Origin of the sequence: Dysgonomonas sp., assembly GCF_035323175.1 — a bacterium.
Lineage (GTDB): Bacteria > Bacteroidota > Bacteroidia > Bacteroidales > Dysgonomonadaceae > Dysgonomonas.
In genome coordinates this window covers 1-22,603 of sequence record NZ_DAOKYH010000008.1, presented here as the reverse complement: position 1 = coordinate 22,603, position 22,603 = coordinate 1, and the positions used below count along the sequence as shown (strand labels likewise).

Below are 22,603 nucleotides of genomic sequence, written 5' to 3'. Positions count from 1 at the left end.
TCTTTTTTAGGTTACTTTATTTCATCCATAATACATCTTATCGGGTAGCAACGGTTTTCTACACCTGGAATAGCTGAATAGCCTTGCAGATAAATGCCTTCTACATCATCGTACATAGACATTAGCGTTGCTTTATTCTTATCCTCATCCAATGCCGCTTCACCCCATGCAAATTGCTGTCCTTTGAGGTATGGCGTAGAACTCCAGAATCCGGTGAAAGGGTTTCCATCGTCCAGCCCCTGTGTTATAAACCCGACGCCTTCGTGCCAATAGTAGCCAGATGCTATAATGTTTAGCTTTGTAATATTGGTTATGTTGGCTGTCGTTTTCCAATAAGATGGATCTTTTACCAGATTCCCTCCCGATTCGGTTCCTAAATATCTTCGTAGTTTATCAAACTCGGCCAACGAAGGTACATGCCAACCATCGGGGCATACTCCTTGTATATTTTCTTTATTGAGTGTTGCTGCTTTAGCTTCATCCCATGATATGCGAACGGTTGTCGCCCACGAATAATATCCTCCGGCCTTAGCATTGTATATCGGATCGCTGGTATAAGCCCCCTTGTATGGAAGAGGAAGAGGTGTCCCATCCGAATATTTTTTTGCCCGTAGGTTTTCGGCCATGATGGTCATCAACGATCCATCGTTCAAGACGAACTGTCGGGCTTCATATTCTTCACCATCCCGTTTGTCTACAAAACTTTCTACTGCCAGTATTGCATTAAAGTATCGCCATGTGGTAAATACTTCTCCGTTGGTGTTTTGTTCTACTTTCCAAAAAAATCTTTTGATACTTGTAAAATCGGGCCATACCTCTCGTAATACATTCAGAAACTCCTGATTTGTTACTTTCAATGAATCTTTGGATCCTACGTCGAAAACATAAGGATTCTGAAAATGCATATCCGTATCGAAATATATCTTGTAAGTAGAATTGGGTCTTGTCTCCCAAGTAAAAGTCTGAAGTGCATCGGGCTTGAAAAAATCGATTTTTACAGTTGCTCCTTCGTTCGGATAGATTGCCCGTGCCCATGTAGGATTCACATTCTCTACTTTTTGTTCGCAGGCAGTAAGTAGTATCAGTGCGAATATTGCTGTATATTGTATTATCTTTTTCATATCATCACATATTAATAATTCGGATTCTGATCATTTTTGATCATAGGGTTGGCATTTATCTCTTTTTGAGGGATTGGCCAAAGGTAGTCCCTATCCTTATTAAAAGATCGTTTGTCGATAATTATAGATTCGTATTTCCAATCGGAGGTAACATTTCCATTCCAGTACCATTTTAGTTTAGACACATCTAAGCCAATGGCATCTACCATTACTTTTTCGGCAATCTTCCAACGGCGAATATCGAGCCAGCGTTGTCCTTCGTGAAAAAGTTCGACACGGCGTTCGTTTCTTATCAAAGCACGCATTGTTTCCTTAGTCAGATTTGGCAGAGACTCCGATAGCGTAATCATCCCCACACGGTTCCGCAATTCGTCTATCAACGGATATACATTGGCCGGTCCGTTTAGTTCGTTTTCGGCTTCGGCCCATGCCAATAGCACTTCGCCATATCGCATTATTATTTTGTCACAACCATCGTTTTGTGTATTAGCCAGTTTTTCGTTGGCTCCTTTCTTAGGACGGAATCCCGATATATTAGCCCAACTGGCAGGTACCCAATTTGCCTGGTAACGAGATTCGGCGTCTAATCGATATTCCGATCCGGGACAAAGAATGGACATATGCAGGCGAGGGTCACGATTGCTAAAAGGATGATCGGGATCATAAGACGCATCTTTAGGTATAGAACCGCCGCCGTCCGCTTCCAGTGTCTTGATCGGAAGTCCATTGGCGGTGAAGAAACACTCTACCATAGGCAAAGTCGTCTGAAAAGAATTCCAGTGATACCAAAGCATTGTCATATAACTGGAACGAAGGTCGGTTGCATAATTTATCTTCAAGATGATCTCTTTGTTAGATGTATCCGTTGTACCTTCTTCTAGAAATAATTTTGAGAAATTGGGATATAAAGTATACCCTAATTTCTTAATTTCTTTAGCTGCATCTATTACTGCCAGATTGTTGTTTTCATATTGAGCAATGCGTAGCTTCAGCATATAAGCTGCGCCTTTAGATGCTGATTCGCCTCCAAATGAGTGTTTTAGATTGTCGATTGCAAAATCTATATCATCGTTCATAAATGCCAATACTTTAGATATTTCCTCGCGAGGCTGATTTTCCATCGGTGAATTTTCGTCCAGAAGAGGAACTCTTCCATAAAAGCAAATCAAGTCGTAATAGAATAAGGCTCTTAGGAATCGGGATTCGGCCATAATCGAATTTTTGTCTGTTTGCGACAGTGTTTTGTTCGATGCCAGACCTCGAAGCAACGAGTTGCTGCGCGAAATAGCTTGCCAGTCCCTTGTCCATTTATATTCGGCCCACCAGCTTGTTGCTGTTTGCGTGCCTTTGGCAAATTCGGCAGAGAACTCCCATGTATTGGGATTGAATGAGTTATCCGACATATTTTCCCATGTGTAGGGCGTTATATAGCTCGGGCTTTCGTCGTATAAGCAATAATAAATACCAGCCAACAAGCTTTTAGCCTGATCTATATCTTTCAAGAATGTATCCGGAGATGCTTTGTCGGTAGGGACAGTATTCAGGTAATCGGAACAAGAACTTGCCGACAAAAGAAGCAATACTGCTACAATATATTTTAATGAGTTCTTTTTCATGACTTAGAATGTTACGTTTATACCTGCTGTAAATGTCTTAACTAAAGGGTAGGAGTAGATATTGGTTGCGTCTATCCCTGCTCTTTCGGGATCAAATCCCTTATACTTGGTGAGGGTGAACATATTTTGTCCACTGACAAACACTCTGGCTCCTGTAATGCTTATCTTATTTAGCAGAGAACTTGGTATAGTATAACCTAGTTCTATATTTTTGCAACGCAAATAAGACATATCTTCTACATAGTACGCCGACTTGATGGCCGATCGTTGGCTATCTATAAATACCCGCTGATAGGTATTGTTCGGCTTTTCGGGAGTCCATCGATTTATCATCCATCCTGCACTATTGTAGTTGTTGAAAAATGGCGAAACCAGTTCGCCTGAGCTCCAACCCTCGCCACCCAATACGCCTTGCAGGAAGATAGTGAAGTCGAATCCTTTGTATCTGGCTCCTGTAGAGAACGAGAACAAGCAGTCGGGTGATGGATCACCAAGAGCAACACGGTCGTTGTCTTTGTCTATAATGCCATCTCCATTTTGATCTTTGAAGCGGATGTCGCCCGGAGCGGCTACAAGTCCTGAGTATGAGTTGACAGGGTTTCCGTATCGGTCGAAAGTTTTCAGCTGATTATGAATCTCTTCTTCGTTCTGATAGATACCTTCCACTTCGTAACCATATAGAGTATTGATGGGTAAGCCTTCTTGTAACAAAATACCTTTTGTATCGTTGAGGATAGGGCTCATACCTTTCAGATCCAATATTTTATTTTTATTGAATGACAAAGTCGCATTTGCATTAAAATCGAACCCTTTGAATAGTTCTTTGTTATATCCCAATGTGAATTCATATCCCACATTGCGCATTTTACCTGCATTCTGCCAAGGATCTTCAGTAAATCCAAAAGTACTGGATACCGGTAATTGCATTAGAATATTGTCTGTTTGCTTAATATAGAAGTCGGCCGACACCGAAAATGAGTCGAGGATAGTGAAATCTAATCCTACATTCTTCTGTGTTGTCGTTTCCCATGTCAGGTCTTTGTTAGCAATGTATGATACTGCCGATCCTGTTACACTTTGTTTATTCCATATATAATTAGCTGTTCCTACCGATAGAATATCTATTCCGGCATAAGAACTCCATATTTTCTCATTTCCCAGTTGCCCCCATGATACACGTACTTTGAGTTCGTTTACCCAAGGTAGGCCTTTTTTGAGGAAAGGTTCTTCCGATATACGCCATCCGGCGGAAAAAGAAGGAAATAGCCCCCACTTATTATCTATTGCAAATTTGGAAGATCCGTCGTAACGCATGTTGGCTTCGAATAAGTACTTATCTTTATAATCATAGTTAAATCTCCCAAATAGAGACAACGATCTGACAGTGGAAGCCCACGCACTATTTTTCTGTGTGGCAGGATCTCCTACTTCGAGGGTTGGCAGGTTGGCTGTTAAGCGACTACGCTGTGTTTGATAATATTTGCCTTCCCACTCTGATTGCTGTGCTCCTCCCAATAACTTGAAGTGGTGGTCGTCGTTTACATTCAGCCAGTAAGAAAGGGTTGCATAGCTCGATGTTGTGCCATATCGATAGGTACTCTCTCTTATCATCGATTCGCGCGATGAATTTTTACCGATTGTCTGCTCGCCATTCGATCCGGTCTCTATTGTATACAAGCTAATATTTGGAGCATAAGTTTGTCCGAATTCCATATTGTAGTCGTAACTAACAGCTCCTTCCAGTTTCAGTTGTTTAGTTATTTGAAGTATTGCATTCAGATTTCCGGTAAAGCTTTTTTTATCCAATCCTTTCTTACCTCCGGCTTCGCGCACGGCATCATTATAAAACCATGAAGTCCATCCATATCCTTCCATTTTGGCTACAACGGTAGGGTGCATTTGAACCACACGAGCCAATGTCGATTCTGTTCCATCGACCAAATCGGTTTGATCGCCTACATAACCTGATATGTTAGCGGCTATTTTTAACTTATCGTTTAGGAAGGATGTGTTTACATTCGACCTGAAAGAATATTTTTTGTAATCTGTTCCCTGTAATATTCCGTTCTGATCTAAATAACCAAGCGATAGGGTGTATGTCAATTTTTCTGTTCCGCCATTTAGTTTCAAATAGTGATTTTGTTGAGCAGCAGGTTTGAAATAAAAATCAGCCCAATTGCGATCAGGATATGCAGCCAAATCATCACCTCGTCGGAAATTGTTTATATACTCGTCGCTATATAATTTTTGCATTCCCGAATTGATTCGGGCTTCATTATATAATTCCAGAAAATCGACAGAGCCGAGCAGGGAAGGGTAGCGGGTAACATCCTGAACAGCAAGGTAGCCATTGTATTCGATCGACATTCCTCCGCTTTTACCTTTTTTTGTAGTAATAAGGATAACACCGTTTGCAGCCTTGTTTCCATAGATGGCTGCCGAAGCGGCATCTTTTAGTACCGTCATAGACTCAATATCTTTAGGGTCTACTTTATCGAATGAAGATTCGAATCCATCGATGATGACTAATGGCGAAGAATTGTTTAGAGTACCTATGCCTCGGATTGTGATTGTACCACCATCCGAACCCGGCTGTCCCGAATTTTGTGTTACTTGTACTCCTGTAACTTTGCCCTGAAGAGCTAATGATACATCTGTTATAGGCCGATTTTTGAAGTCGGCGGTAGATACATTGGCAACTGCACCTGTCAATTTTTCTTTGCTTGTTGTTCCGTATCCAACGACTACAACATTGCCCAGTTCGATGCTGTTTTCTTCTAAAACAATAGTTAGTGGTTGAGATGATGTGACTTTGACTATCTGTTTTTTGTAGCCCATAAATGATATCTCCAAAGTTTCGCCTATATGGGCATTTATGGAGAATTTTCCTTTTTCATCCGTAGTTGTGCCTATTTGTCTGTTCTGAATTTTGACAACGGCTCCAATAATCTCTATATTCTCTACATCCAAAACCTTTCCTTGTACAAGGATTGTAGATCCCGTTTGGGCTGATGCTAATTGTGCATGGAACAGTCCTATAAACAATAGAATCCACCAAATCTGTAAATGCCTGTTGATGTGAATTTTCATTTGTCCATCGTTTTAAATTTATAGTTAACAAATCATTTCGAGTGATTTCAACTGCTAAAGTAGGTATTACGTGAAATATTATTTTATATGGTTGTTTTTATTTTATACATTACAAATCTGCAAATAGACATTGGTGGGGAAAAGAACAAATGTATATGTAGTGTAAACATATATATATCCTATGATAGATTTAAGCGATAACGATTTTTATATTGTTAATATTTCGATTATTTAATTTATTAATGCGAATCAGTAGTTGAATTCATCCGCCAATTTATTTAAATATATTACCAACAATATATACTCTTTATAAGCCAAACAGTACCTCATATAATAAAAGCTCTAATTTTTTATATTTTTCGGATCACTCCATACTTCGTTTTAATGAAATTAGATGAATAAAAGAAATTTTGAAGTTCTTCTATCGTAATTAATCAATTTTATGCAAAAAAATTTATACGTTTGACTTTTCTTTTGTGAGGCTTAAACAATTTTAGCATGAATAACTCTAATGAACTCAATGCTATTCTGGAAAAGATATCTGAGAATGACCCTTATGCCTTTCGTTTATTCTATGATAAGTTCTATATTCAGATATATCGTTTTGCCAGTTATTTTATAAAAAATAATGAAACTAAAGAGGAAATCATTTCTGATGTTTTTTTTAGTATATGGCAAAACAGATTAGAATTATTGAATATAGAGAATATTGTCGCATATCTTTTTACTATAACCCGCAATAGAGCTCTCTATTATATCAACAAATCAAAGAATATCGAATCCTTAATTATCGATGATATCCCTTTGGGGATGGCCTCGAGTGATTTGACTCCCGAAGAGATTTATATTAATGAAGAACTCGTTTTGGCTATACAGAGTGCAATAAATGAATTACCCGAACGATGTAAACTGATATTTCTGATGGCCAAAGAAGAAGGCTTGAAATACCGAGAAATAGCTGAGATTTTATCCATTTCGGAAAAAACCGTAAATGCACAAATCGTAATAGCTATTAAAAAACTTGCTTATATCTTGAAGAAAAAACTGATTGTTTTTCTAGCTATTATATAAGTAATTTCTCCCTTTTATATATTTTTTCTATAAAAAGATACTTTTTTCAAGGAAAGGCTTAGATGTCTTTCTTTTTTTTTTACTCTATATTAATATAAACCCACGATACAATGATAAAAGACAATCCTGAAATATTGCCTGCGATAGTGGCTGTAATAAATAAGACGGCAACTAATCAAGAAAAGATGTTAGTTGATAACTGGCTTTCAGAAGACGAAAGAAACTATGCTATTTTTGAAAAATTACAAAAGATAAGATATAACGGATCATTTGAGCATGCTCATGATTCTAAAGAAAGAATATTTAATATTATTCAGAACAGAGTTTCTAAATATTCATATAAGAGAAAGACAAAAATATGGCAATATATATCTGCCGCTTCAATTGCACTTCTTATCATCATTGGTGGTCTAAGTTTATTTTCAACAATAAAATCTACAGATGAAAATATATCCTATGTAGAAACTAAATGTGAATATGGCTCAAAATCAAAAATAACGCTCAGTGATGGCAGCATTGTAGAATTGAACTCCGGATCGGTCTTGAGATATCCAAACTCCTTTTCAGGAAAAGAACGAGTGGTGGTATTAGAGGGTGAGGCATATTTTGATGTAGCAAAAAACAAACAACAACCTTTCGTAGTAAAAACTAATAGTATTAATGTAAAAGTGCTGGGTACTCATTTCAATGTTAAGGCATATTCTGATGATAATAAGATAATCACAACTTTATTGGAAGGTTTAGTGAAAGTTGAGAAAACAGATTCTTTACTAAACGAACAGTCTATAATATTGTCTCCGAATCAGCAATATATATTTGATAGACTATCCGGATCGGTCAATATAAATGAAGTTGATGCTTCTATGTATGCCACATGGCGGAATGGTAGTTACTACTTTGATGCCGAAACGTTTTCCGATATTGTAAAAAAACTTGAAAGAGGCTTTAATATTAGGATTGACATAAAATCATCCGAACTCCAAAAGGAGCTGTTCTCGGGAGTCTTCGACAGAGGTGAGAGTATTCAACAAATTCTCGATTTATTCAAAAAACATCGGAAATTCGATTATAGACAAGCTGGAAATGTAATAGAAATATACGAAATCTAAGATCTAATAACTAATAATAAAAACACTAAAGAGCATGAATACCTCATAAATGTAAAAAAGAATCGGAAAATGTTAGCTCCATTTCCCGATTCAGTAAGTTTTCGCAATAAAGTTATCTCAAAATTATTAACTAAAACTAATGCTAAAGTATGAAAAATTATTTTAGAAAAACATTTTTTGCACCTCTTTTTTACCACAAAAGACTTTTTAGAATTATGAAACTGACTCTATTTCTTACAGTTGCAATTGTGTTTTCATTATCAGCATCAAACAGCTATTCTCAAAATATGAGAATGAGTTTAAAACTTGAGAATGTCAAACTGAAGAATCTTTTCTATGAGATTAAAAAGCAGAGCGACTTCTCTTTTTTATACAATAACAATGAACTTGATAATGAGAGTCGAGTAACGCTTTCAGTTAAAGATCGTACTATAAGTGATATTTTAGACATTGCCCTTAAAGGCAAGGGTTTGGCGTATGAAATAGATGGAAAATTTATTCTGATTTATCCAGCTGATTCTAACAAGAAAGAAGAGTTGAAACAGCAGATTCAACAACAACAAAAGAAATCCATCAGCGGAACTGTAAGAGATGCTAAAGGAGAACCGATTATTGGTGCTAGTGTTGTTGTCGAAGGTACAACGAATGGGGTTGCTACTGATGAAAACGGAGCGTTTAACCTATCTGTTACAACTGGTAATTCTATAAAAGTTAACTTTCTGGGTTTTACAGAAAAAGTACTTCCGATAAATGATCAAACCAAATTTGATATTATTTTGCATGAAGACACAAAGTATCTGGATGAAGTAGTTGTGGTAACATATGGAACCCAAAAGAAAAGAGACATAACAGGTGCCATCAATACGATAAAAGGAGATGCCTTGACTGATATACCGGTAGCCCAAATAGGACAAAAACTTCAAGGTCAGGTAGCCGGTGTGCAAATTAATCAAACATCCGGAGCTCCCGGACAAGGTATGGCATTTCGTATACGTGGCGCTGCATCTATCAGTAATGCAAGTGAACCATTATTTGTTGTAGATGGAATTCCAATATCAACAGGATTAAATAATATAAACCCCGATGAAATAGAAACTTTCTCGGTACTCAAAGATGCTTCTGCTACGGCTTTATATGGATCTCGAGCAGCAAATGGAGTAATACTCATTACTACTAAAAAAGGGAAGAAGGGAAAAACACAAGTTACTCTACACGCAAATTACGGCGTTCAATCTGTTAATGGATTACAGGAAATGAATGTCATGAATGCCCGAGAGTTTGCCCAGTTCAAGAAGGAGTTTTATGAAGATCAAATTAAATACGAAGGATCAACAGACCCTGTGCCTGAAATGTATCAGCATCCCGAGCAGTACGGAGAAGGTACCAATTGGTATAAGTTATTATTAAGATCGGCTCCTATTCAGAGTTATAGTTTAAGTGTATCCGGCGGAAATGATTTTATGACCACAGCTGTAATAGGTGGATACTTCAAGCAAGAAGGAGTAGTGAGAAACTCTAATTTCGAACGCTACAACCTACGTGTCAACAATGAATTCACATTGCACGAAAAAGTTAAACTAGGCTTTAATGTAGCCCCTGTATTTCAAATATACAATAACCAAAACACTGATGGATACCGCGAGATTCTAAGTGCTTCTTTGATAGCTGACCCATGCCAAAGTCCTTATAATAAAGATGGAAGTCTGAAGGTATCACTCGAATCGCCGGGAATGTTTGGACAGCCAAACTGGCTTCGCTATCTGGACGGACGATTAAACAATACGAGAACCATAACCTTGATAAGCAACGCTTATGCGAACATTGATATATGGAACGGATTGAAATACAAATTTCAGGCTGGAACCGATATAGGCTACTCTCGAAATCGCCAATGGGCATCATCTCTTGTTGGTGGTGGGTTGTTTACACCACCTCCAGTAAAGGCTGAAGGCTCTTATGATACTGGAACATACTATAACTGGACAATAGAGAATATGCTGTCTTACGACAAAACATTCGGAAATCATGCGATTAGTCTCTTGCTCGGATATTCCGCCCAAAAAGTAAATTCGGAATTCAGCACTATCACCGGAACTGATTTTGCTGACGATGAGGTACCTTGGCTCGATGCCGCAGCCACAACAAAAGGTTCGAGTTCGACCACCGAATGGACTGTGGCCTCACTTATCGGACGTGCCAATTATACATATAAAGACCGTTACCTACTTCAAGCTACAATTCGTAAGGATGGCTGTTCCAGATTCGGAGAAGGGAACAAATATGCTACATTCCCTTCAGTTTCGGGAGGATGGATTGCCTCGGAAGAATCCTTTATGAAACCGGTGACCAAAGTAATGAACTATCTGAAGTTAAGAGCTAGCTATGGTGTCACAGGTAATAACAATATTGGAGACTACAGTTATATAGCTACATTGAATAAAAATAACTATGTACTCGGTGGAACACTAGCACCCGGAAAATCATTAGGCAACATAGGCAACAATGACCTTACATGGGAAGAAACAAAACAATTAGATTTGGGTGTTGATGTCGGATTTCTCAATGACCGTATTTTCTTCATGTACGATTATTATAGCAAGATTACAGACGGATTGCTATATCAGATAGATATCCCTTGGTCGTCCGGGTTCAGCGATATTTCGGCTAACGTTGGCCGATTCGATACATGGGGACATGAGTTTACGCTAGAATCTAGAAATATAGTAGGAGATTTCAACTGGAAAACAAACCTCAATATAACAATACCCCGTAATAAAGTTGTAAAATTAAGTACCAACAATACACCTATAGGAGGGGACGAACGTTATGCCGACTGGAATAGATTACAAGTAGGACAACCGATCGGTGTATTCTACGGATATGTTTTCGACGGAGTTTATATGACTCAAGAAGAATTTGATACTCAACCTAAACACTGGTCATCGGAGGTTGGTACTGCCCGAATGAAGGATGTTGACAAAAATGGTTATATAGACGAAAATGACAGAACAATCATAGGTAATCCAAATCCGGATGTTCTGTATGGTATTACAAATGAGTTTTCGTGGAAAAATTTTGATTTAAGAGTATTGATCAGCGGTCAACTTGGGGGTGATGTGTTTTTAGGTTCTTCCGACAATTCGTTCAATCTTGATGGTGTATTCAATGTAGATCGTGAAGTTAAAAATCGTTGGCGTTCGCTCGAAAATCCAGGAAATGGTAAAGTGCCTAGAACACTAACTGGTACAACTGAGATATTCCGTCTAAAACATAGTGGATGGGTATATGATGCATCGTATATGACCTTACGAAATGTTACATTAGGATATACAATTCCGTTCAAACCGAACAAATATATATCAAAGGCTCGTATATACTTCTCAGGACAACAATTATTCACTGTAACCGGTTATCCTGGACTAAACCCCGAAATAAACAATAATGAGGCCGGAAAGGGTCTTAGCTGGAGTGGAATGGGTGTTGATATGACTACATATCCTATTCCAAGAACATTTACTATCGGCTTAGATATTACTTTTTAATAATATACAAATTAGTATTCAAAATTATTGATTATGAATAAAATATATATAGCATGCCTATCTGTAATGTTGCTATTCTACTCATGCAATGAGAGTTTTTTGAACCTCAATCCCGAAAGTAGTTCTACAGAAGCATCGTTTTATAAAACAGAAGACCACTTCAATCAGGCTATAAATGCTGCATATGCAAGCATGCGCACAATTATAAACATTGGCTACATTGTTGGCGAAATGCGATCTGACAATACCCATTATACACGCAACAACAATGAACGAATGGATAGTAATTCATTCCGTGAAGATGTTGCTAACTTTTTAGTTACGAGTCAGAATTATACGGTTTCGGAACTATGGAGCGGATGTTACAATACAATAGCCCAAGCAAATACAATATTAGCACGTTTAGACGCCACTGATTTGTCGGATACTTTCAAGAACCGCATAATCGGACAAGCCAAATTTATGCGAGCTTGGGCTTACTTCGAACTGGTTCAGTGTTATGCTCGCATACCAATACAATTAACTGAAGTAAAAACTGCTGATCAGGCTTTTCCCGTACAATCTACACCAGAGGAAGTTTATGCGGTTATTATCGATGATGTAAAAGACGCAATAGACAAACTCGAAACAGTTGAATTTCCACAAGACGGCTCTGCAACAAAAGGGGCGGCAAAAATGCTGTATGCATATGTATTAATGACCAAACCAAGCCCGGATTACTCAACTGCTGAAAGTCAATTAGATGATGTCATAAACAAAATGGGATACGACTTATTGCCTCATTATGCAGATGTGTTCGATACATCAAAGAAAAATAGCGTTGAGCACATATTTTCTGTACAGTATCAGATGGGAAATCAAGGACAGGAAAGTAACTGGCTTTATCTCTTTATGCCTCGCACAAAAGAAGGGGAACTCATTACTGGTGTGGAGTTCAGCAATACAACATCCACCGGAGGATGGAATGTACCTACACAAGCCATGATCGATTCATACGAACCAAATGATTTGCGTCTCGACCCATCTGTGGCCATCGCAGTAGGGACAATAGAGAACGATGCATTGGTAGTTGCAAATGTATTCAAAGTAGGAGACCCACGCATAAATAATTATGAAACTGCACTTCCTTTCGTAAACAAATATCGTCACACACATACCAATATTTTCAATACTGACGATAACTGGCCGGTTTATCGCTATTCAGATGCGTTACTGTTGATGGCAGAATGCCTTGTCGATCAAAATCGCGGAGCGGAAGCTGTTCCATTCGTAAACAGAGTACGGACACGCGCCGGATTACCTTCTGTATCGGTTGTTACAGCAGATGTTGTAGCCAATGAACGTAAGCATGAATTGGCTTTTGAAAATCACCGTTGGTTCGATTTGGTACGTACAGGCAAAGCAATAGATGTTATGACAGCGGATGGAGCATATATCAAATCGATAGATAAGGATGTTTCGTCAAGAGCATATAATGTCAAAAAAGAGAATCTTATATTACCTATACCATATAGGGAACTAAGAATAAATAAAAATCTTACACAAAACCCAGGATCCGAACCTCAGTAAGAGTTATAGGATCATACTCAAAACAGGAGGGCTTCCATAAGAGAACCCTCCTGTTTAAAATCAAAAACAATATTCCATGAAGTCAGATATATGTATTTATACCAAGATATTGGTATTGATATGCTTTTTATTTATAATGGAGGCCTCTTGTAAAAGTCAAAGCACTTATACCGAAGAGTATAACCTCACGAAATATGTTGATCCATATATAGGAACAGGTGCTCATGGACATGTTTTTATGGGGGCTAATGTCCCATTTGGCGCTGTTCAGTTAGGCCCTACAAATATTTCTCATGGTTGGGATTGGTGTTCAGGCTACCATATTTCCGATTCCACAATTCTCGGTTTTGCTCATATGCATCTTAGTGGAGTTGGTACAGGAGATCTAGGAGATATTGTATTGATGCCGGTTACAGGATATGTAAAATTAAGAGAAGGGATACATGGCGATCAATCTTCGGGCATGTATTCTTTATTTAACAGAAGTACAGAAACGGCAACTCCCGGGTATTATGCTGTGCATCTCAATAGATACGATATTGATGTTGAACTCACAGCCACGAGAAGAGTTGGTTTTCATAAATATATATTTAAGAACAAGGCTGCATCAGATCCTCGTGTTATCATAAATCTCGAAGCGGGCATAGACTGGGATAGCCCCACTGAAGGATATTTAATACAAGAAAACGATACGGTTATTTCGGGCTATCGTCTTTCTACAGGATGGGCAAAAGATCAACGAGTCTATTTTACCGCTGTGTTTTCAGAGCCAATCAACAAATTCTCCCTATCAGACTCTGTTTCTGCAAAAGATGGAATCTCTTTAACCGCAAGGAAAGTATATGGACAAGTATTCTTTGCATCCTCTACGAAAAAGAAAGAAATATTAGTGAAAGTTGCTATTTCTCCGGTCAGTATAGAGGGTGCTAAAAGAAACTTACAGGCAGAACTACCCGGATGGGATTTCGTCAAGGTTAAAGATGAAGCCAATAGAGCATGGAATAAAGAGTTAAATAAAATAAATATAAAGACGAACGATTCGACCGTCATACGCAATTTTTATACCGGACTTTATCATACTATGATAGCTCCATCTGTTTTTTGTGATGTTGATGGGGGCTACTTTGGAGCCGATCTTAAAAATCATTATTCAACAGGTTTTACCAACTATACAACTTTCTCTCTCTGGGATACCTACCGTACTGCTCATCCGTTGATGACAATTATTCATCCCGAAATGATGCCGGATATAATTAATACTATGCTTCAGATTTATAAAGAACAGGGGAAACTGCCTGTTTGGCATTTGGTAGGAAACGAAACTGATGCTATGGTTGGTAATCCAGCCATTCCGGTTATAGCAGATGCATATCTCAAAGGGATAGTAGGGTTTGACAAAAACCTAGCCTATAATGCTATGAAAACATCGGCTCTATTAGACGAAAGAGGATTGAAAGAATACAAAGAATTAGGCTATTTACCTTGCGACAAGATGAAAGAATCTGTTGCAAAAGGTTTGGAATATGCTCTTGCAGACTGGGCATTGGCTCAAGTTGCAAAAGAAAGGGATATGAAAGACGACTATGATTATTTTTTGAAAAGAAGTAATTCTTTTGCTCGATATTTTGACAAAAAAATAGGATTTATGAGAGGCATTATGTCTGAAGGTAAATTTAGAGAAGAGCCGTTAAATCCGTTTTTATCGGCGCATAAAGAGAACGATTATACCGAAGGCAACGCATGGCAGTATACATGGTTAGTTCCCCAAAATGTAGAAGGGCTAGTTAACTTATTCGGAGGCGAAAATGAATTTATACAAAAGCTTGACTCATTATTTGTCATCGAGGGAGATATGGGACCCAGTGCTTCGATGGATATAACCGGACTTATAGGACAATATGCACACGGGAACGAACCAAGCCATCACATTCCATATCTGTTCTCGTATGTAGGTCAGCCATGGAAAACAGCAGAAAAAGTCCGTAAAATAATGACAACTCTCTACCACGATCGTCCTGATGGTATTTGTGGAAATGAAGATATTGGACAAATGTCGGCATGGTACATTATGTCTGCTTTAGGATTTTATCCCCTTGCTCCGGCCGGAGGCACCTATGTATTCGGTAGTCCGCTAATAGAAAGAGCTACCATTGATCTGGGAAATGGAAAAACATTTGTCATTAAGGCGAATAATAATAGCCTTCAGAATATATATATACAGAAAGTTTCACTTAATGGAAAGGCTTATACGAAGTCATATATTAATCATGCAGATATTATTGCAGGCGGTGAGCTTATATTTGAAATGGGAAGCATTCCATCTGAAATATTTGGTGTAAAAACAACCGATAGGCCTCAGTCAATACAATGAATTTTGCTCTATAAAATGATATTTCATTCTTTTAGTATTAAGAATATTATGACCATGAAGACTCGAATAATATTACTTCTTTTTGCTTCAATCTGTATTCTTCAGATCAAATCACAAACACAGAAGTATAAAGGATACCCTTCGCAGAGACCTGATATTGATGTGCTTGGGGAATTCAAGTCTCCACCAAAAGGATATGGAAATGTTCCTTTCTATTGGTGGAATGGCGACGTATTGAATACAGAAAGACTCAAAGACCAGCTCGATATACTCTCTTCGGCTGCTATAGACGGGTTTGCTGTAAGTTATATCCATCAAGATCCTGAAGTAGACATTAAGGCTCATAAGAATGGTTTCGGCTTGTTCGGCAAAACCGAACCGGGAGAGCCTAAGATCTTTTCGGAAAAATGGTGGCAAATATGGAAATGGTTTACCCAAGAATGTGCCAAAAAAGGTCTCGGCGTGGGACTAGACGACTATACAATAGGGTGGATCGGCAACGGATATTATCCTGATAAACTAGTAGAAGATTCCAAATTTAAAAATTATAAAGGGAAACTCGAAATACAATCCATAGCGATAAAAGAGGATAGTACCCTTAATTGTAAAATTCCACCAAATATACTCGCAGTTGTTGCCTATCCGGGAAAAATAGATTTGAGTAAATATATTAACGAGGGCAGATTGCTGTGGAGAACTCCGAACGGAAAGTCCTGTAAAGTATATATTATAACTACAAGTAACAGTTATGCATTACACCCCGATTATGGGAAAGAACTCGTTGATGTATACTTTGCTGATTTTGAGAAGAAAGTGGGAGATGCGGCAAAGGCAGGAATGAATTATTTCTTTCAGGACGAATTGTCGTATCCTATCGAAATTGGTTCGTGGTCGGAAGATTTCAGAAACGAGTTTGAGAAAAGAAAAGGATATGATATTCTGCTCTATCTACCGGCTTTAAAAGAAAATATAGGCGATATAACACCTAAGGTACGTATCGATTATTGCGACGTTTTAATGGATTTGGCAGAAGACCGATACTTCAAACCAATATATAACTGGCATGCCGAAAGAGGATTAATATACGGTTGCGATAACTTGGAAAGAGGTATAAACCCTTTAGCATATGTTGATTATTTCAGAGCAAACAGTTGGTATACAGCACCGGGTAACGATGCTCCGGCAAGGGGGTCGAGTTTTATGTCTACAAAGGTCTCGAGTTCGATAGCTCATCTTAACAAACGTCCTCGCACCTGGCTCGAAGCATTCCATAGTATGGGGTGGGGGAGTTCGGGCTCATGGCTTACCCATCAGATTGATCATCACTTTATGGCAGGTGGCAATCTTGTATGCATGCATGGTCTTTATTATTCTACCCATGGAGGCTGGTGGGAGTGGGCGCCGCCCTGTTTTCATTTCAGGATGCCTTATTGGCCTCATATGAAAAAATGGCTCGAATACACCCAACGGTTGAGTTATCTTATGAGTCAAGGACACCATGTGTGTGATATAGCACTCATGTACCCTACCGAATCGATGCAAGCATATTCGACCTCGACTCCTAAGCAAGTATTTGATTTAGCTCAAAAAATGAGTGACGGAGGACTCGATTACGATTTTGTCAACTATTCGTTTTTGCAGAAAGCTACTATCGAAAAACAATCTATATCTATTGCCGATGAAAAATATAAAGTAATAATATTGGCGGATATGGAGGCAATACATCACAGTTCACTCTTGAAGATATTAGAGCATTACCGTGCCGGAGGTATTGTGTTAGCTACAGGAAAACTGCCTAAAGCAAGCACTCTGTCTGGAGAAAACAGCAACGAAGTTGATGCTATTGTAAAAGAGATATTCGGTCTTACATCGGCTCAAGCATATGAAGGAAAAACTGCTCGTAAACAGACAAATTCAGCGAATGGAGTAGGTTTGTATCTGTCTGATATGGACTCTTTAAATTCTGTTGTGCAGTCATTGATTGTTCCGGATTTCAAACCAAATGGAAATAAAGGAAAAGTACTTCATCGCAAAGTTGGAGACCGTGATATATACATGGTAATGGATGTCCCTAGAAATACAGAATGTTTTTTTAGGGCAACAGGAAAAGTTGAACTTTGGGATGCCCACACAGGCAATATGCAAGATTATCCCGTTGTTCGTCAAACAAAAGATGGAACCTATTTATTGCTAGAAAAAGAGCCTGAAAATTCATACTTATTCGTCTTCTATCATGGAGAACCTATACTTGCAAATAAAGTGCAGAAAGAAGATCAATTAACCTCTGAGATTTTATTGGATGGAAAATGGGAGGTAGAACTGTTACCTACGATGAATAATAAGTGGGGGGATTTTCGTTTACCTGCATCTGAAGAGTTGATTAGTGCTGAAGCAAGGTCTTTTCGTAATAGTCCAGCTACAAATACAAAGACCGATTGGGTCAAATCGGATTTCGACGATTCCCACTGGCCGGAAGACATCTATGGTTATGGGCCACAGGCTTTTCTCGACACTGTGTCAAAAGATATTTCTATAACAGATGCGATTCATCAGACAAAAGAAAAAGAGAGCGTCCTTTATAATTTCTCATGGCAATATGGAGTTTGGGATAACCCCGGTTCGCAGGGTATGCACGGGCTGAAAGGGAAAGTTGACGACCGCTTTTTTATATTAAACAGCGGAGGTCATCAGATTTATCAGACGTACATTTATGCACCCCACAATGGCATATATAAAATTCAGATAGACGGAACAAGACCATATACGATTTTGATAGATGAGAAAAAGGTGGATGATCGCTTCATACTTGCGAAAGGTTGGCATAAATTATTGATTGCATATGCTGATACTAAGCAAATAAATTACAGAATGGAAAGAGGTGCCCTCCACGACTTTAGAGATAGAAGTGCTGTGATATTATTTCCGGATACAGTCGTCTTGCCAACGAAAGATTCATCTTATTTATCTTCCGTTTCTATGCGCTGGCTGAACACAAAGCATTTGATATATGATCCTTATAGAGGTAAATATAAGCGTTGGAATTACCGTTTTCGTTCTGTTCCCGGTCTCTATGAAATGGAATTTAAGATAGCTGGTTGCGACCTGAAAGTATGGATTGATGGAGTAACTATCCCTAAAGAGAATATCCGGTTACTTAAACAAGACATGCAAGGAAGTAATATTTATCGGGTTACCTTACCTCATATACAAAAGGAAGTAGGGTGTGTTGCGTTTTCGGTCGAACGGAAAACAGGATATCAAGGGACAGCTGTGTTGTGCGAACCAATTAAATTACGAACTGCAAAGGGACTTATGAAAATAGGAGATTGGTCTAAAACCGGAGCTTTGAAATATTATTCGGGGGGAATGTATTACAGAACGGATTTTTTACTAGACTCTTTGTCTGGGAATATGAAAGCTATGCTAGATCTCACAGATGTGATTGCGACTTGTGAAGTTAAGATAAATAGTCAGTCGGCTGGAATATTGATGAGTCCTCCTTATCAAGTGGATATTACACCTTACTTGTTACCGGGTATTAATAAAGTTGAGATATTGGTCTATAGTACCTTGGCTAATCATTACCAAACTATACCGACTCCATATCGCAGTACTCCCGAAGCCGGACTAATAGGCCCCGTAAAAATAAAGATATATAACTAGTTGTATATTACTATAAAAAACAATTAATCATGAATAAATATAAATTGTTCTTTTTTATTTTCGCACTGATGAATATCAGTCTTTATACTTGTTATGGAGCTGAAATAGAAGATACAGGCTCTATTAAGATTATACCCTTCCCTCAGGAAATTATCCTTCATAAAGGGAAATTTTGTATGACATCAGCTACGCCCATTTATACAAATCTTGAAGGAAAAGAGAAAAAGCTGATTCTCGATTTTGTGAAGCAATCTCCTCTTCGGTTGAGTAATGAGACCAATAATACAAAACAGGGAGATCTACAATTGATTATTACAGAGAACAAAGGGAATATTACTGAGGCTTACCATTTGACAGTCAGCCCTTCGGGTATCAAAATTGAGGCGTCAGCAAGCGTGGGAATCTTCTATGGTTTGCAATCTCTACTTCAACTTGCGGAACAATACGGAGTTCAGAATATTCCGGCACTAACAATCCAGGATGCACCGTATCTCAAGCATCGCGGATTAATGATAGATGTATCTCGTCATTTCTTCTCTAAAGATTTTCTGAAGAAACAATTGGATCTGATGGCTTATTACAAGATGAATCGTTTTCATTGGCATTTGGTCGATGGTACGGGGTGGCGTGTAGAGATAAAAAAATATCCTCAACTTACACAGCAGGCAGCATGGCGCCCATACGAAAATCTTGTGGAGTGGTCTGATAAAGAACGGCAATATTGTGAAAAAAGCCCAAACGCCTACGGAGGTTATTATACTCAGGAAGATGTAAAAGAAATTGTAGCATACGCTTCGAGCAAATATATTACAGTGATTCCCGAAATAGAGATGCCGGGGCACAGTGAAGAAGTATTGGCTGTATTTCCTCAACTGTCATGTACCGGAAAAGCTTATGTCAATAGCGATTTTTGTATAGGTAATCCAAAAACATTTATCTTCTTAGAGGATGTATTGACCGAAATAATGGCTTTGTTTCCTTCCGAATACATTCATATAGGTGGAGATGAAGCAGAGAAAAAGGGTTGGAAATCCTGTTCTAAATGCGCAGATTTAATGGAAAAAAAAGGTTTGAAAGATGTAGATGAATTGCAAAGCTATATGATTCATCATATCGAAACCTTCTTAAACAAAAACGGGCGCAGACTTTTGGGATGGGATGAAATAATGCAGGGAGGATTAGCCCCAAATGCAACAGTGATGTCATGGCGTGGCGAAGAATATGGTATAAAAGCTGTACAAGCGGGGCATGATGCCATTATGACCCCTATAAAATATTGCTATTTCAACTTCTATCAGGATGCCCCTGAATCGCATGTGCTATCCTGGGCAGGATATACACCTATTGAGAAGGTTTACTCTTACAATCCTGTACCAGACTCTGTGAATGTCGAAGAGAAGAAACATATATTGGGTGTACAAGCGAATGTGTGGACGGAATATATACCAACAGAAAATATCGCCGAAATGATGATCTGGCCGAGAGCATTAGCCATCGCTGAAACTGGCTGGACACAACCGGATAGAAAATTGTTCAGCCGATTTAAAGAAAATGCATTGAATGCAGTCGAGTACCTGAAAGACAAGGGCTATAATCCCTTTGATCTGAAGGATGAAGTAGGTGAGCGCAAAGAATATTATGATACGCTGAAACATCTGGCCATAGGAAAGCCTGTTGAATATAAACAGCCATTCTCGGATGAGTATCCGGCAGGAGGAAAAGATGCATTAGTAAATGGTTTACAAGGGGGATGGTCGTGTGATAATAACCGATGGCAAGGTTTTATAAACAATGGGATAGATGTTGTTATCGATTTGCAAACTACGCAGACCGTTCATTCAATACAAGCTACTTTCATGCAAGATGTCTTTGGTTGGTGTTGGATGCCCAAAGATGTGGAAATATACACTTCGGTAGACAGTCAAAACTTCACATTGCTTTCTAATATTACAAATGATATACCATTTACACAGGTAGGTTTCTTTCTGAAAGAATTTGCATGGAAAGGAAATGTAGAAGCTCGATATATACGGTATGTTGCTAATCCGGACAAAAGCAATACAAAAGTAGGATTTATCTTTACCGATGAAATCGTTGTAAGATAATCTATTTCAATAACTAAATCAAGTTGTAAATCAATGTCAACAAAACTTGTAAACTTAAATAATCGACTTTTATCCTTAGATGTAATGAGGGGGATAACCATTGCCGGTATGATTATGGTAAACAATCCCGGATCATGGGAATACGTTTATGCTCCATTGAGGCATGCAGATTGGAATGGGCTAACGCCAACCGATCTGGTTTTCCCTTTTTTTATGTTTATAATGGGAATATCTTGTTATGCCTCGCTGCGTAAATTCGATTTTGAACCTACTAAACAGGTTATTAGCAAAATATTGAAACGAACATTTCTTATTTTCTTTGTCGGATTATTTTTAGCATGGCTTGGGCTATCTGTTTCCACTTTTTTTCAATTGAAAAGCACAGGTTTGCCATTCTTTCATCTTCTGGAACTTTCGGTAACGAACTTTGAACATCTTCGCATATTGGGGGTAATGCAACGATTAGCTCTTTGCTATGGAGTGGCATCTTTGATTATTATATTCGTTAAGCATAGGTACATTCCATACATAATTGCCATAGGCCTTGTCTGCTATTTCTTGATTCTTATTTTTGGGAATGGATTTCAGCCCGACGAAAGTAATATTTTAGGAATAATAGATCGCTATATTTTGGGTGAACAACACATGTATACAGAGCACGGAATAGAACCCGAAGGTATTTTGAGTACTATTCCATCTGTTTGCCATGTATTGATCGGTTTCTTATGTGGTAAAATGTTGATAACAATCAAAGACAACAAAGACCGCATGTTAAATCTGTTTTTATGTGGAACTATACTTCTGTTTTTGGGCTTTTTGTTCAACTATGGTTGTCCGATTAATAAAAAAATCTGGTCACCCACCTTTGTCCTTACTACATGCGGATCGGGAGCACTGTTGCTATCATTGTTGATCTGGATTATTGATGTGAAAGAATATAAATCGTGGAGTCTTTTCTTTCAATCGTTCGGAGTTAATCCTCTTGCAATCTATTTATTTGCGGGTATAGTCTCTGTTTTAGTTGATTCTATTCCTTTGAATAATACTGGATTTGGTTTTAAAAGTTGGTTATATGCAATTCTAGCAAGGAATATAGACCCTTATCTGGCTTCATTTTCTTTGGCTTTACTATTCATTGCGGTTTGTTGGGGATTGGCGCATTTTTTGTATAGAAAGAATATATATATAAAGCTCTGATATTTGATCTTGTTGATATATATTAATATTAAAGACAAAGAAGCTGTCACAAAATTTGAGTCTCAGCTTCTTTGTCCATGATTTAGATACTGATGACGTGGGATGTTTTCTTTCGATTTTCAAGTCCCACGGCTAAGCCTTTTTTGACT

11 protein-coding genes are annotated in these 22,603 nt (G+C 38.2%); 8 read left to right on the top strand and 3 right to left on the bottom strand.

Features of this window, described 5'->3' with window-relative positions; all coding sequences use genetic code 11:
* Positions 1–11: 11 nt before the first annotated feature.
* From PKC55_RS10885 to PKC55_RS10875, 3 genes are read right to left on the bottom strand one after another with little or no spacing between them, the layout of a single operon-like run.
* Complete coding sequence (locus PKC55_RS10885; RefSeq protein WP_291128131.1) at positions 12–1,121, bottom strand: FISUMP domain-containing protein; 1,110 nt, start codon at positions 1,119–1,121, stop codon at positions 12–14.
* A gap of 11 nt (positions 1,122–1,132) precedes the next feature.
* Positions 1,133–2,737: a RagB/SusD family nutrient uptake outer membrane protein gene (locus PKC55_RS10880; protein WP_283687244.1), complete on the bottom strand. Its 1,605-nt coding sequence runs from the start codon at positions 2,735–2,737 to the stop codon at positions 1,133–1,135.
* Positions 2,738–2,740: 3 nt separating this feature from the next.
* Positions 2,741–5,827: a SusC/RagA family TonB-linked outer membrane protein gene (locus PKC55_RS10875; RefSeq protein ID WP_291128136.1), complete on the bottom strand. Its 3,087-nt coding sequence runs from the start codon at positions 5,825–5,827 to the stop codon at positions 2,741–2,743.
* 498 nt (positions 5,828–6,325) lie between these two features.
* On the opposite strand from PKC55_RS10875, the gene PKC55_RS10870 reads away from it, so the two are divergent.
* The 8 genes from PKC55_RS10870 to PKC55_RS10835 all read left to right on the top strand — a co-directional run bounded on the left by PKC55_RS10870 (position 6,326) and on the right by PKC55_RS10835 (position 22,454).
* Entirely contained in the window at positions 6,326–6,898 is a 573-nt protein-coding gene (locus PKC55_RS10870; protein WP_283687242.1) for an RNA polymerase sigma factor, read from the top strand.
* 110 nt (positions 6,899–7,008) lie between these two features.
* Complete coding sequence (locus PKC55_RS10865) at positions 7,009–8,007, top strand: FecR family protein (protein WP_283687241.1); 999 nt, start codon at positions 7,009–7,011, stop codon at positions 8,005–8,007.
* 215 nt (positions 8,008–8,222) lie between these two features.
* Positions 8,223–11,549, top strand: a complete 3,327-nt coding sequence (locus tag PKC55_RS10860; protein ID WP_291128139.1) for a TonB-dependent receptor — start codon at positions 8,223–8,225, stop codon at positions 11,547–11,549.
* A gap of 33 nt (positions 11,550–11,582) precedes the next feature.
* Positions 11,583–13,118: a RagB/SusD family nutrient uptake outer membrane protein gene (locus PKC55_RS10855; protein ID WP_291128142.1), complete on the top strand. Its 1,536-nt coding sequence runs from the start codon at positions 11,583–11,585 to the stop codon at positions 13,116–13,118.
* Between the two features lie 76 nt (positions 13,119–13,194).
* A complete protein-coding gene (locus PKC55_RS10850; RefSeq protein WP_291128145.1) occupies positions 13,195–15,489 on the top strand; it encodes a GH92 family glycosyl hydrolase in 2,295 nt (764 codons plus the stop codon).
* A 54-nt stretch (positions 15,490–15,543) separates the two neighbouring features.
* On the top strand, positions 15,544–19,152 hold the full coding sequence (locus tag PKC55_RS10845) for a glycosyl hydrolase (protein WP_291128148.1): 3,609 nt from the start codon (positions 15,544–15,546) through the stop codon (positions 19,150–19,152).
* A gap of 29 nt (positions 19,153–19,181) precedes the next feature.
* Complete coding sequence (locus tag PKC55_RS10840; RefSeq protein ID WP_324372990.1) at positions 19,182–21,257, top strand: glycoside hydrolase family 20 protein; 2,076 nt, start codon at positions 19,182–19,184, stop codon at positions 21,255–21,257.
* Between the two features lie 33 nt (positions 21,258–21,290).
* Positions 21,291–22,454 (top strand): acyltransferase family protein, encoded by a 1,164-nt coding sequence (locus PKC55_RS10835; protein WP_291128349.1) that lies wholly within the window; start codon positions 21,291–21,293, stop codon positions 22,452–22,454.
* Positions 22,455–22,603: the final 149 nt, after the last annotated feature.